The organism is uncultured Algibacter sp. (assembly GCF_947495925.1).
GTDB lineage: Bacteria > Bacteroidota > Bacteroidia > Flavobacteriales > Flavobacteriaceae > Algibacter_E.
The window spans coordinates 39,159-53,369 of sequence record NZ_CANMAU010000005.1 but is presented as its reverse complement, the minus strand read 5'-3'; the positions used below and the strand labels follow the sequence as shown (position 1 = coordinate 53,369).

Annotated in this window: 13 protein-coding genes; all 13 read right to left on the bottom strand. The window is 33.5% G+C overall.

The genetic code is table 11. From position 1 onward, the window contains the following. Positions 1-44: 44 nt before the first annotated feature. Positions 45-1,181, bottom strand: a complete 1,137-nt coding sequence (gene hisB, locus Q0857_RS11330; protein ID WP_298535229.1) for a bifunctional histidinol-phosphatase/imidazoleglycerol-phosphate dehydratase HisB — start codon at positions 1,179-1,181, stop codon at positions 45-47. Then, positions 1,181-2,215, bottom strand: coding sequence for a histidinol-phosphate transaminase (hisC, locus tag Q0857_RS11325; RefSeq protein WP_298535226.1), 1,035 nt, complete (start codon positions 2,213-2,215; stop codon positions 1,181-1,183). The genes hisB and hisC overlap by 1 nt, the downstream gene beginning before the upstream one ends. Further along, positions 2,215-3,498 carry a histidinol dehydrogenase gene (gene hisD, locus Q0857_RS11320; protein ID WP_298535223.1) on the bottom strand — a complete coding sequence of 428 codons (1,284 nt, stop codon included), beginning with the start codon at positions 3,496-3,498 and terminating at the stop codon, positions 2,215-2,217. Before hisD ends, hisC begins: the two co-directional genes overlap by 1 nt. A gap of 18 nt (positions 3,499-3,516) precedes the next feature. Further along, positions 3,517-4,374 carry an ATP phosphoribosyltransferase gene (gene hisG / locus Q0857_RS11315; RefSeq protein WP_298535220.1) on the bottom strand — a complete coding sequence of 286 codons (858 nt, stop codon included), beginning with the start codon at positions 4,372-4,374 and terminating at the stop codon, positions 3,517-3,519. Positions 4,375-4,682: 308 nt separating this feature from the next. Continuing rightward, a complete protein-coding gene (locus tag Q0857_RS11310) occupies positions 4,683-5,498 on the bottom strand; it encodes a prohibitin family protein (RefSeq protein WP_298535217.1) in 816 nt (271 codons plus the stop codon). Positions 5,499-5,511: 13 nt separating this feature from the next. Then, positions 5,512-7,545, bottom strand: coding sequence for a VWA domain-containing protein (locus Q0857_RS11305; protein ID WP_298535215.1), 2,034 nt, complete (start codon positions 7,543-7,545; stop codon positions 5,512-5,514). 57 nt (positions 7,546-7,602) lie between these two features. Next, positions 7,603-8,349 (bottom strand): 3-oxoacyl-[acyl-carrier-protein] reductase, encoded by a 747-nt coding sequence (fabG, locus tag Q0857_RS11300; protein WP_298535212.1) that lies wholly within the window; start codon positions 8,347-8,349, stop codon positions 7,603-7,605. A 117-nt stretch (positions 8,350-8,466) separates the two neighbouring features. Continuing rightward, positions 8,467-9,339 (bottom strand): succinate--CoA ligase subunit alpha, encoded by an 873-nt coding sequence (gene sucD / locus Q0857_RS11295; protein WP_298535210.1) that lies wholly within the window; start codon positions 9,337-9,339, stop codon positions 8,467-8,469. 100 nt (positions 9,340-9,439) lie between these two features. After that, on the bottom strand, positions 9,440-10,375 hold the full coding sequence (locus Q0857_RS11290) for a UDP-3-O-(3-hydroxymyristoyl)glucosamine N-acyltransferase (RefSeq protein WP_298535208.1): 936 nt from the start codon (positions 10,373-10,375) through the stop codon (positions 9,440-9,442). Positions 10,376-10,380: 5 nt separating this feature from the next. After that, complete coding sequence (gene efp, locus Q0857_RS11285) at positions 10,381-10,947, bottom strand: elongation factor P (protein WP_298535206.1); 567 nt, start codon at positions 10,945-10,947, stop codon at positions 10,381-10,383. A 4-nt stretch (positions 10,948-10,951) separates the two neighbouring features. After that, entirely contained in the window at positions 10,952-11,737 is a 786-nt protein-coding gene (gene lpxA, locus Q0857_RS11280; RefSeq protein ID WP_298535204.1) for an acyl-ACP--UDP-N-acetylglucosamine O-acyltransferase, read from the bottom strand. A 1-nt stretch (position 11,738) separates the two neighbouring features. After that, the gene (locus Q0857_RS11275) at positions 11,739-13,145 is read right to left on the bottom strand and encodes a bifunctional UDP-3-O-[3-hydroxymyristoyl] N-acetylglucosamine deacetylase/3-hydroxyacyl-ACP dehydratase (RefSeq protein ID WP_298535201.1); all 1,407 of its coding nucleotides are present in this window, start codon (positions 13,143-13,145) and stop codon (positions 11,739-11,741) included. Further along, positions 13,132-14,157, bottom strand: coding sequence for a UDP-3-O-(3-hydroxymyristoyl)glucosamine N-acyltransferase (gene lpxD, locus Q0857_RS11270; RefSeq protein WP_298535198.1), 1,026 nt, complete (start codon positions 14,155-14,157; stop codon positions 13,132-13,134). The genes Q0857_RS11275 and lpxD overlap by 14 nt, the downstream gene beginning before the upstream one ends. Positions 14,158-14,211: the final 54 nt, after the last annotated feature.

Genomic DNA, 14,211 nt, shown 5'->3' with positions numbered 1-14,211 from the left:
TTGCTCTTGGCTAACCGCTAATAGCATAAGGCTAAAAGCTATTTTTACAACATTCCCTTAGTTGACGGTAAAATCATTTTTTCAATATCTCGCTTCACAGCCATTTTAATTGCTTTTGCAAACACTTTAAAAATAGCTTCAATTTTATGATGTTCGTTTGTGCCTTCTGCTTTTATATTCAAGTTACATCTTGCGCCATCTGTGAAAGACTTAAAGAAGTGATAAAACATTTCTGTTGGCATTTTACCAATCATTTCCCTTTTAAAATCTGCTTCCCAAACTAGCCAGTTTCTACCTCCAAAATCAATTGCTGCCTGAGCATAGCAATCATCCATTGGTAAACAAAATCCGTAACGTTCTATTCCAAGTTTATTTCCTAAAACTTTATTGAATAGCTCACCTAAAGCTATAGCCGTATCTTCAATAGTGTGATGTTCATCAACTTCTAAATCACCATCAACTTTAATATTTAAATCTAATTGTCCGTGACGCGCAATTTGATCTAACATATGATCAAAAAACGCAAGTCCCGTATCAATTTTGCTTTTCCCTGTACCATCAAGGTTTAATTGAATAGCAATTTTAGTTTCATTTGTATTTCTTATCAATCCACCAGAACGCTCATCTGCTTTTAAAAAAGCGTATATCTCAGCCCAATCTGTACTTTTTAGTGCTATACAGTCAAATATTTCTTGTTGAGAAGATTCAATTTCATCAGCACCTAATTCTGGATCTTCAGATAGGTAAATACCTTTGGCTCCTAAATTTTTAGCAAGTTCCATGTCTGTAATTCTATCTCCTAAAACAAAAGAATTCACTAAATCGTAATCTTCTGAGAAATACTTAGTCAGCAAGCCTATTCTTGGTTTACGTGTATCAGCATTTTCACTTGGAAATGTTTTATCTATGTGAATTTCAGTAAACACAACACCTTCTTTTGAAAATGCATCAATGATTTTATTTTGAGCTGGCCAAAACGTATCTTCAGGAAAACTATCCGTCCCCAAACCATCTTGGTTAGTTACCATTACCAATTCGTAATCTAACTCACTGGCTATTTTTGCCATGTATTGAAATACTTTTGGGTAAAACTCTAATTTTTCAAGGCTATCCAGTTGATAATCTACTGGCGGCTCCAATACCAAAGTGCCGTCTCTATCGATAAAAAGTACTTTTTTCATTATATTGAATTTAAAGTATCTATTAATATTTTATTTTCCTCTGGAGTTCCAATTGTAAAGCGCAAACAGTTTTCACATCCTGGTTGGGTCGTTCTGTTTCTAATTACAATGCCTTTTTCAATTAACTGATTGTAACGCTTTGTGGCATCATCAACTTTTACGAGAACAAAATTTGCATCTGATGGGTAAATTTTAGAAATATAATTTACATGCTCCAAATTATTCACTAAAACTGCTCTCTCTTCTAAAATATTTGACACTTGCTGTTTTGTCAATTCGCTTTTTTCTAATTGAGAAATCGCTTTCTGTTGTGTCAATTCATTGACATTATAAGGAGGCTTAATACGATTTAAAACTGAAATAATTTCCTTTGAAGCATAACAAATACCAAGCCTTATTCCCGCCATTCCGTAGGCTTTTGACAAGGTTTGTGTAACAATTAAATTTGGAAAATCTTCCAAACGACTTGCCCAACTTTCTTCATTTGAAAAATCGATATAAGCTTCATCAATAACAACTATACCTTTGAACTCCTTAATTAATCTTTCAATTGATCTAGACTCAAAACTATTACCGGTTGGATTATTTGGTGAACAAAGAAAGAGCAATTTCGAATTTGAATCTGCTATTTTAAGAATTTCATCAACTTTAGGCTGAAAATTAGCGCCCAATTGAACACTTTTTATAGATATAGCATTAATATTAGCCAGCACACTATACATCCCATAAGTTGGTGGTAACGTAATAATATTATCTTGATTTGGCTCGCAAAAAGCACGATAAATCAAGTCTAAAACTTCATCACTACCATTTCCCAAAAGAATATTCTTCTGTGGAATACCTTTTATTTCTGAAAGCAAAGATTTTATGGTACGCTGTTGAGGATCTGGATAACGATTTACACCATTTTCAAACGGATTTTCATTCGCATCCAAAAATACCATGTCATCACTATTACCTTGGTATTCATCCCTTGCCGATGAATACGGTTTTAGTACCTTAACGGTTGGTCTTATTAAATCTTGAATATTCATTACTTCAAATCCTTTAATCGAATAGATACCGCATTTTTATGTGCTTGCAAGCCTTCTGCTTCTGCCATTAATTCTATGGTTTCTCCTATGTTTAAAAGCCCTTCTTTAGATATTTTTTGAAAGGTCATATTCTTTAAGAAACTGTCTAAGTTTATTCCAGAATAAGCTTTTGTAAATCCATTAGTTGGCAGTGTATGATTCGTTCCAGAGGCGTAATCTCCAGCACTTTCAGGCGTATAATCCCCAACAAATACAGAACCTGCATTAAAAACACCGTCTACATAAAAATCTTCATTTTTAGTGCAAACAATAAAGTGTTCTGGACCGTATTCATTTATCATTTCTAAAGCCAAATCATCATTTTCAACATATATTAGCTTAGAGTTTTTAATTGCTTTTTCTGCAATCGCTTTACGCGGAAGAACAGCCAATTGCGATTCTATTTCATCTGAAACTGAATTAATCATGCTTTCTGATGTTGAAACCAAAATAACTTGACTATCGGTTCCGTGCTCAGCTTGACTGAGTAGATCTGATGCAATATAACTTGCATTTGCAGTTTCATCTGCTACAACCAGCAATTCGCTAGGTCCCGCTGGCATATCTATTGCAACTCCATGTTTTGTAGCTAACTGCTTTGCAACAGTTACATACTGGTTTCCGGGCCCTAAAATTTTATAAACTTGTGGAATAGTTTCTGTTCCAAAGGTTAATCCTGCAATAGCTTGAATGCCACCAACTTTTACAAATTTTGTTACACCACAAAGTTGTGCCGCAAATAAAATTTCTGGAGATAACTCACCTTGTTTATTTGGAGGCGAACATAATACAATTTCTTTACAACCAGCAATTTGCGCAGGAATTACCAACATTAAAACACTTGAAAACAAAGGGGCTGTTCCACCAGGTATATATAAACCAACTTTTTGAATAGCTCTTTTTTCTTGCCAACAGCTAACACCTTTTGCCGTTTCAACTTCAACTCGTGGAGTTTTTTGCGCGGCATGAAATGCTTCTATATTCTCTTTTGCAGCTTTTATTGCTTTTTGAAGTTTTTCAGGCACTAAATTCTCAGCATTTTTAAATTCTTCTTGGGTTACAATATTCGATTCTAACTCAACACCGTCAAACTTTGCTGTATATTTTTTAATAGCTACATCCCCATTAACTCGAACATCATTCAAAACCTCATTTACAATAGCTTCAATGTTAGCAATGGTTTCTGTTGGACGTTCTAAAATTGAATTCCAATTCCTTCTATCTGGATTTTTAATTATTTCCATCTCAATTCAATTTTAAAACTAAAGCACCATTTTTTCAATAGGACATACCAAAATACCTTGCGCGCCTTTTGCTTTTAAATCATCTATGACATCCCAAAACTGATTTTTACTAATCACAGAATGAATTGAGCTCCAACCCGCTTCAGCTAAAGGCAATACTGTTGGGCTTTTCATTCCTGGTAATACATTTATTATGTCTTGAACTTTATCATTAGGAGCATTAAGCAATACGTATTTAGAATTTCTTCCTTTTAAAACAGATTGAATTCTAAATTGAATTTTTTCCAAAATAGCTTGTCGTACTTCATTTAATTTAGGTGATACCGCTAAAACAGCTTCTGATTTTAATATCGTATCAACTTCTTTTAAGTTGTTTTTAAATAATGTGCTTCCACTTGAAACAATATCGCAAATAGCGTCTGCTAAACCAATATTTGGTGCAATTTCAACCGAACCATTAATGATGTGTAGATTTGCATTTACACCATTTTTGTCTAAAAATTGTTTAACTGTATTAGGGTATGATGTCGCAATACGTTTTCCTTCTAGGTCTTTTATACTATCGTAATTATCTGCCTTTGGTACAGCAATACATACGCGACATGTTGAAAATCCTAATTTTTCAACAACATTAATGCCTTCACCTTTTTCAATTAAAACATTTTCGCCAATAATGGCAGCATCAACAATACCATCCTTTAAATACTGCGGAATATCGCCGTTTCTCAAGTAAAATACTTCTACTGGAAACCCTTTAGCTGAAGCCTTTAATTGGTCTTTACCATTATCGATAGAAATACCAATGTCTTTTAATAATTTCATCGAGTCTTGGTTTAATCGACCCGATTTCTGTACTGCAATTCTTAATTTACTCATTTTGTTGTTTTTATGAGTTTGAAACTACCAAGTTGGAACTTAAATTAAAAAACCCGCTTGATTGTCTCAAACGGGTTTAAAATATATGTTGATTTTATTCAATACATTTTCAGTTCGCTTGAGGGCAAATATGAAAATGATGATGTATTTGAATAAAAGTCATGTATTCTTTATTTGTTGCAAATATCTATAATTTATATGATTAAATCCAAATTATAAATACAATTCCTAAAACAATTTAACTATTTTAATAGATAGCTATAAAAAAATGATGATTTTTAAATAGATAGCTAAAAAACTAAATAATCTTATTGATTGCCAAGAATAATAGGCAATCCACTATCACCAGAACCTATAACAATTACTTTACTATTTGATGATTCTGATAATTTCATTGTAGCTTCTATACCCTTATCTTGAAGAATCTTATCTGTTAATGATGCACTTAAAATTTTATTAGCATCTGCTTTACCTTGCGCTTCTATACGTTGTTTTTCTGCTTCCTTTGATGCTGTGACCAATCTAAATTCATATTCTAACGATTCCTGTTCCTGACGCAATTTACGCTCAATAGCTTCTTTAATTGTATTGGGTAGAGTTACATCACGAACTAAAACTTCGTTTAGTTGTACGTATTGCTTGTCTAAAATCTTTTTTGTTTCTGCAAAAATTTCATCTTGTATAGCGTCTCTTTTACTTGAATATAATTGCTCGGGCGTATAACGACCAACAACACTACGCGCAGCAGAACGAATTGCTGGCTGAATAACACGCTGTAAATAATTTTGACCTAAAGACTGGTGTAAGTTCCCAAGATCACTATAAACAGGCTCATACCATGCCGAAGCATCAATCTGAATTTCTAACCCGTTAGACGATAGCACTTTCATTTTCTCAAAAAGCTCTTGCTGACGCACTTCGTAAACATAAACTTTATTCCAAGGTGCAACAATATGAAAACCTTCAGCCATTGGCGGCTCATCTACAACAACACCTTCTCCGAAAGTCTTAAAAAGCACTCCAGCCTCACCAGAGCCAATAGTTACTGCCGATTTTGTAAGTATAATAACTAATACTATAGCGACTACGATAAAGGGTAATGCTACTTTTGGTAATTTTTCCATTTTACTATTTTATTTAAATTAATCCGTTATATTTTCTTAAAAACCACTCTGCACTTAAAGACAATACAATAATTGCCAACAAATACTTCCAATCAATCAAAGGTATGTTTTTTTTGTTGCTTTTCTGGAGCGCCACAAACCTCGAATCATTTAGTAAATCATCAACTAACTTACCTGTTTCAGAAATAAAATATTCCTTACCTCCTGTGTTAGTAGCTACTTTTTTAAGTTTTGTTACATCTGCATTTAAAAATTGCTGTTCTACATTAAAATCTAAAATTTGAAAACGTCCTGATTTAGAGAGCTTTTCATTGCGTGTCTTTATTTGAAAACTATATTTAGACGCCGGGAGATTACTTAGGTCAACCTGATAATAATTATTTTTTAAAACTAATGGAAACGTTTTTTGATTTTTAGAATATTCATCAATTACGGTTATTGTTAAAACCTCTCTGATATCAAAAACATAGTTTTTATCAAAGAATTCTGCTTTAATAATCACATCTGTATTACCATCGTAAAATGATTCATAATCAATGTTTAATCTACTTTTCTGTTGATTTAAAGCTAAATACTGAATTAATTTCCCAATAAACTTATCAAAAGAATCGAAAGACTTCTCGTTTAAATAGCTTTGAGCACGCCATTGCCATATATTTTCACCAAATAAAAAGGCCTCTCTTTGTTGCCCTTTTTCTGAAGTCGCCAAAAGTGGTGTATTTGTATTAACGCCATTAATAGTTTTATTCAAAATAGATTCTAGAGGTTTAGTAAAATTTACATCGCCATAATTAGATAATAATGGTGGAAAAGATTCAAAATCAATATCATCAACTACAAAAGGAGAGTAATTTAGATTTAACTCAGCCTGATAACTTTCAGATTGATTAGTAATATCTAACGAAAAACTATTAGAAGCTTTGTTTAAAAAATATAAATCTGTTTTAGTCCCTACAACATAAAAAGCATTTCTGTTTTGTGTTTTCAAAAACTCAAGAATATCCTTGAACTTATTATTAGGCTGATAAACAATAATTAATTGAAAATCAGAAAGTTTTTCAATTTCATAATTTGGCTTAATCAGTTCTACTAAGCATTGTTCATTAGATTCAATACTCTTTTTTAAAGCACCGATATCTGGATGTGAAAAATTAGAAATAATCGCAATTTTAGTCTTTTGATTTATAACTTCTATCGCAAAATTCTTAGAATTATTTATTATGTTTTTCTCATTTTCCAAAGGTGTTACAAACGCCTCAAGGTTAACAATACCAGGTTGGTTAGCTGGTAAGTTAAAAGTTACGACTTTAGAATTCTCTTTTTTAGAAAATGATACAGGTTGTGAATAAATAACATGATTTCCATTTTTTACTTGCAATATAGAATTGACACTGCTATTTCCATTGTACACAAGTATAATTTCAACAGGAAAGTCATTTTTTAAAAAAGCATATTTATTTACATTTAGCTGTTGTATTTTTAAATCAGTATACGTTATGGTATCCCCGAGAATGACAGGGAAAACAGGTTGCTTGTAATCCCTAGATACTATTTCATAATCATTACCATATGTTTGATTACCATCGCTTATTAATAGTGTTGGCGAAATAGATTGATTGTGTATTTGAGCTAATTGCTTAAATGCTTCTGATATATGGGTTTGTTTTTCAGAAAAAGAAATAGAATCCTTGTTTTCTAAATTTTTACCAAAAGTATAGGGGATTAAATTAAATCTATCTTGGAGATCTGGGTTTTCTTTTAAGGCTTTAACCAATGCCAGCGCTTTATTTGCATAACCCAAATATCCTACTGACGATGAATTATCAATAGCAATTACCAAATTAGGTTTTTCGATAGATAAAGTCTTTTTTGTGAATTTCGGGTTTATTACTAAAAGCAGGACGGCGTAAAAAGTAATAAAGCGTAAAAAAGCAAAAAGCATGTTTATTTTAGACATGCTTTTTTGCTTTTTTAAATACTGAAATAAGGCCAATAAAAGTGCGATTATTCCAGCAAAAATGATATATAATAGAGTTTCAGAACTCATTAACAAATCGATATAATTTGACACAAAATCTCATTAAATAAGGTGTCTCAAATAATTTTAAGTTAGCATTCCCCCATCAACATTCAAAGTTTGCCCTGTAACATAAGCACTCATATCACTACCTAAAAACACGCAAACATTTGCAATATCTTCTGGTGTACCACCTCGTTTCAATGGAATACCATTTCTCCAACCTTTCACCACTTCTTCGTCTAATTTCGCAGTCATTTCAGTTTCAATAAAACCAGGAGCAACTACATTACTTCTAATATTTCTAGAGCCCAACTCCAAAGCAACTGATTTTGAAAAACCTATAATTCCGGCTTTTGATGCAGCATAATTTGTTTGCCCCGCATTACCTTTAACGCCAACAACCGAACTCATATTAATAATTGACCCCTTACGTTGTTTAAGCATGGTTCTTTGTACTGCTTTGGTCATATTAAATACAGATTTCAAATTCACTTCAATAACCGTATCAAAGTCCTCTTCTGAAATTCGCATCAACAGGTTGTCTTTTGTAATTCCTGCATTATTTACTAGAATATCTATATTACCAAATTCTTTTACAACATCATTAGCTAATTGCTGAGCTTCATCAAAACTAGCCGCATTACTTTTGTAACCTTTAGCTTTGACTCCTAAGGCAATAAGCTCCTTTTCTAATGCCATAGCAGCATCCACCGAAGAGCTATAAGTAAATGCTACATTAGCTCCTTGTTGCGCAAATACTTGAGCAATTCCCTTTCCTATTCCACGGCTTGCACCAGTAATAATAGCCGTCTTTCCTTCTAATAATTTCATTATTATATTTAGTTAGTTGTTATTAATCTTGATCCATTCAAATATAGGAAATACAAATGGCTTCAAATAAAAAAACCTCACAAGATTTGCAAGGTTTAATTGTATATAAGTTTTTATTTAAGCTAAAACTTCAGCTATTTTTTTTCCAATTTCAGCTGGAGAATCAACCACATGTATTCCGCAAGCCCTCATTATTTTCTTCTTTGCCTGTGCAGTATCATCGCTACCACCAACAATAGCACCAGCATGCCCCATAGTACGTCCTGCTGGAGCAGTTTCACCTGCAATAAAACCTACTACAGGTTTTTTACTTCCGCTAGATTTATACCAGTTTGCAGCATCTGCTTCTAACTGACCACCTATCTCACCTATCATAACTACGGCTTCTGTTTCGGGATCATTTATTAGCAACTCAACAGCTTCTTTTGTGGTTGTTCCAATAATAGGATCTCCACCAATACCAATTGCTGTTGTAATTCCCAATCCTTGTTTTACCACTTGGTCTGCAGCTTCATATGTTAGCGTTCCCGATTTGGAAACAATTCCAACTTTTCCTTGTTTAAAAACAAAACCTGGCATGATGCCTACTTTAGCTTCACCTGGTGTTATTACACCTGGGCAATTAGGTCCAATCAATCTACAGTCTTTATTCTTAATATAACTTGAAGCTGTAATCATATCAGCTACTGGAATTCCTTCAGTTATAGTAATAATCACTTTAATTCCCGCATCTGCAGCTTCCATTATAGCATCTGCAGCAAAAGCAGGAGGAACAAAAATTATAGTAGTGTCCGCACCAACTTGTTCTACAGCTTCTAAAACGGTATTAAAAACAGGTTTATCAAGATGTGTTTGACCACCTTTTCCTGGGGTAACACCACCAACTACATTGGTTCCATATTCAATCATTTGACTTGCATGAAATGTACCTTCGCTACCCGTAAAACCTTGTACTATAATATTTGAATCTTTATTTACTAAAACACTCATAAGTGGTTATTTTTCGTTATTAATTTTAATCTAACAAATGTAATTTTTTGAATTATATTTTTAAAGCAAAAGATTAGATTTATTTTAGGCTTAACCTAGACTATTTAGATTTTAAGTTTTTTATAATATCAGGTATTTTCCTAATGTATGCCATTTCCTTAAACTTTTCTCTAGCTTCAACAGCTGGAGAACCAAAATAGCTTTTACCTTCATCTGTAGAATGCCCCAAGCCCGATTGTGCATAAAGCTCTGTACCTTTTGCAATGGTAATACCGCTTTTCACACCTACTTGTCCCCAAATAACAACTTCATCTTCAACCACCACACACCCCGCTATTCCGGTTTGGGAAGCAATTAAACATTTTTTACCAATAATGGTATCGTGTCCTATTTGAATTTGATTATCTAATTTCGATCCTTCTCCAATTATAGTATCAGCAGTAACACCTCTATCAATAGTGCAAGCGGCACCAACATCAACATAATCATGAATAACAACTCGTCCTCCAGATTTTAATCTATCGTATCCATCTGGCCTATTTTTATAATAGAAAGCATTTGCTCCTAACACAGTACCTGAATGTACCGTTACATTATTTCCAATAACGGCATCATCATATATGCTAACATTAGAATGTATGATGCAATTATCGCCAATTGAGACATTATTCCCAATAAAGCAGTTTGGCTGAATTATAGTATTTACCCCTATTTTCGCTGATGCAGAAATTGAACAATCAGACGCCACAAAAGGCTTAAAATTATTTGTTAGTTTATTGAAATCTCTAAACGGGTCATCACTAATAAGTAAGGCCTTGCCCTCTGGACAATCGACTTCTTTATTTATTAATATGATGGTAGCAGCAGAGTCTAGAGCCTTACCATAATATTTTGGATGATCAACAAAAACTATATCTCCTGGTTCAACCACATGAATTTCATTCATGCCCAAAACCTCAAAATTATCATTTCCTACAAATTTGCAGTCAATTAATTCAGCTATTTGCTTTAGTGTGTATGGTTGCGGAAACTTCAAAGGTGTTACTCTTTTACACGTTCTTTATAGGTACCTTTCGCTGTCTCAACTTTTATTTTATCACCCTCATTTATAAATAAAGGTACATTAACTTCTGCCCCTGTTTCAACAGTTGCCGGTTTTGTGGCATTAGTAGCCGTATTTCCCTTAACACCAGGTTCAGTATGAGTCACTTCTAGAATAACACTAGCAGGCAAATCTACCGACAAAGGCATATCGTCTTCTGTGTTAATTAATACCGTAACAACCTCTCCTTCTTTCATCAATCCAGGGTTATCTAGAGCAGCTTCTACCAATTGAATCTGCGAATAATCTTCAGTGTTCATAAAATGATAATATTCACCATCATTATACAAAAATTGAAATTTATGAGTTTCAACTCTCACATCTTCTAATTTATGCCCCGCAGAAAATGTATTATCTAATACTTTTCCAGAAGTAACACTTTTCATTTTTGTTCTAACGAACGCAGGTCCTTTTCCAGGTTTTACGTGTAAAAACTCAATAATTTTATAAATATCATTATTATAACGAATACATAATCCGTTCCTTATATCACTTGTTGTAACCATTTGTTTAGTTTGATTTAAAATATCCTTTCATAATTCCACGGTGCGAATTCTTAATAAACTGAAGAATTTCATCGCGCTCTGGAGTTGCCTCCATTTCTGCTTCAATAATTTCAGCAGCCTGAGTATTGTTATAATTTTTCTGGTATAAAATCCTGAAAATGTGTTGAATTTCTCTAATCTTTTCCGTGCTATACCCTCTTCGCCTAAGACCTACAGAATTTATACCTACATAAGATAATGGCTCACGTGCTGCTTTTACATAAGGGGGCACATCCTTTCTTACCAAAGACCCGCCAGTTACAAAAGCATGATTCCCTACTGATACGAATTGATGAACAGCTGTCATACCTGCTAGCACCACATAATCACCTATGGTAATGTGGCCAGCCAAGGTACTGTTGTTAGAAAAAATACAATTATCACCAACGATGCAGTCATGTGCAATATGACAATACGCCATGATTAAACAGTTATTACCTATAACGGTTTTCATTCTATCTGACGTTCCACGGTTAATTGTAACACATTCTCTAATGGTCACGTTATCGCCAATTTCAACGGTGGTATCTTCATCGTTATATTTTAAATCTTGAGGCACTCCAGAAATAACAGCACCAGGAAAAATATTACAGTTTTTACCAATGCGCGCACCTTCCATAATAGTTACATTACTGCCTATCCAAGACCCCTCTCCTATAACCACATTACTGTGAATTGTAGCAAAAGGTTCAATAACTACATTTTTGGCGATTTTTGCACCTGGGTGCACATATGCTAAGGGTTGGTTCATATTATTTTACTTTAGAGATTTGGGCCATTAATTCAGCTTCAGCACATAATTTCCCATTAGAATAGGCATAACCTTGCATATGACAAATTCCACGTCTTATTGGGGTTATTAATGAGCATTTAAATATTAATGTGTCGCCAGGCATAACCTTTTGTTTAAATTTAACCTTATCCATTTTCATGAAAAATGTTAAATAATTTTCTGGATCTGGAACTGTATTTAAAACAAGAATTCCCCCAGTCTGTGCCATCGCTTCAACAATCAATACACCAGGCATTACAGGAGCTCCAGGGAAGTGCCCTTTAAAGAACTCCTCGTTCATGGTTACATTTTTAGTCGCTGTAACGTAATTATCAGTCAGTTCAAAAACCTTATCAATTAATAAAAACGGCTGTCTGTGGGGCAACATTGCCATGATTTGAATAACATCCATTAATGGAGGTTGATTCAAATCTATACTTGGTACATTGTTACGACGCTCGTTTTTAATTAATTTTGATAATTTTTTCGCAAATTGTGTATTAACAAAATGCCCTGGCTTATTAGCAATAACCTTCCCACGAATTCGAGTTCCTATTAATGCTAAATCCCCTAAAACATCAAGTAATTTATGCCTTGCCGCCTCATTTGGGTAATGCAAAGTAAGATTATCTAAAATACCATTTGGTTTAACCGCAATTGAATCTTTATTAAAAGCAACTTTTAGTTTTTCTACTGTTTCAGGCGAGATTACTTTGTCTACATATACAATAGCATTATTTAAATCTCCTCCTTTTATTAACCCATGTTCTAACAACATTTCTAATTCATGTAGAAAACTAAATGTTCTAGAATCGGCAATTTCATTTTTAAAATCTGATATTTGATTTAATGTTGCGTTTTGAGTACCAAGTACCTTTGTACCAAAATCAACCATCGTTGTTATTTGGTATTCTTTTGCAGGCATTACTAATATTTCACTACCAGACTCCTCATCAACATAAGAAATAACATCTGTTACAACATACTCTTCTCTAAAAGCATCAAGTTCAATAACTTCTGCCTTTTCAATAGCTTCTACAAAAAACTTAGAAGACCCATCCATAATTGGTGGTTCAGATGCATTTAACTCTATGATCACATTATCAACATCTAAACCTACTAGCGCAGCTAAAACATGCTCAGAAGTCTGTATAATGACACCGTTTTTCTCTAAACAAGTACCGCGTTGTGTATTAGTCACTGAATTCGCATCAGCTTCGATAAAAGGTTCTCCCTCTAAATCAACGCGTTTAAATCCTAATCCTGAATTTGCTACTGCTGGTTTGAATGTTAAGGAAACCTCTTTACCAGTATGTAAGCCAACACCTGTTAAAGAAATCTCATTTTTAATGGTTTTTTGTTTGATTTCAGTATTAACTATTCCCATTTGTCTTTTCTAAATCATTTATATTTTTAACTATACTCGGCAAGTTTTTAAAGTGAACATATGCCTTATTATAATCACTAAGTTTTATTGCTGGAGAGCCCTGAAGTATCTCATTATCTTTTACATTTCTACCAATACCAGATTGCGCTTGAATTCTAACATTATTACCAATTGTGATATGTCCAGCAATTCCAACTTGACCTCCAATTTGACAATGCTCACCAATTTTAGTAGATCCGGCAACGCCTGTCTGTGCAGCGATAACTGTGTTTTTACCTATTTCTACGTTATGGGCTATCTGAATTTGGTTATCTAGTTTTACACCTGTTCTAATAATTGTAGATCCTAAAGTAGCCCTGTCAATTGTGGTCGCTGCACCAATATCCACATAATCTTCTATAATTACATTTCCGGTTTGTGGTATTTTACTATATCCCCCCTCTTTATTAGGGGCAAATCCAAAACCGTCTGCTCCTATTATTGCTCCTGAATTTATAACACAATTTTTTCCAATTATGGTTTCTGAATAAATTTTAGCCCCAGAAAAAACAATCGTATTATCTCCCAGTACAACATTATCTCCAATATATGAGTTTGGAAAAATTTTAACGTTGTCTCCAATTACAGCGTTATTGGCTATATATCCAAACGCGCCAATATAAACATCTTTACCTAGGCTAGAAGATTCTGAAATAAAAGAAGGGCTCTCAATCCCCACTTTATTTAGTTTTACGGCATTATAATACTCTAAAATCTTAGAAAATGCCAGGTAAGCGTCATCTACTTTAATAAGAGTTGTTTTTATCTGATTTTCAGGAACAAAGGTCTTATTTACTATCGTGATTGATGCCTCTGTATTATATATAAAGGGTGTGTATTTTGGGTTTGCCAAAAACGTTAGAGAACCAGTAAACCCTTCTTCTATCTTGGAAAGCTTGGATACTTCAACATTAGGATCTCCAATTACATCACCTTCTAATATTCCCGCTATTTGCTCAGCCGTAAATTTCACAAGTTAAAAGTTAGTCGTTTTTTGTTTGATAATCGCAAAAATAGGAAAAATGTC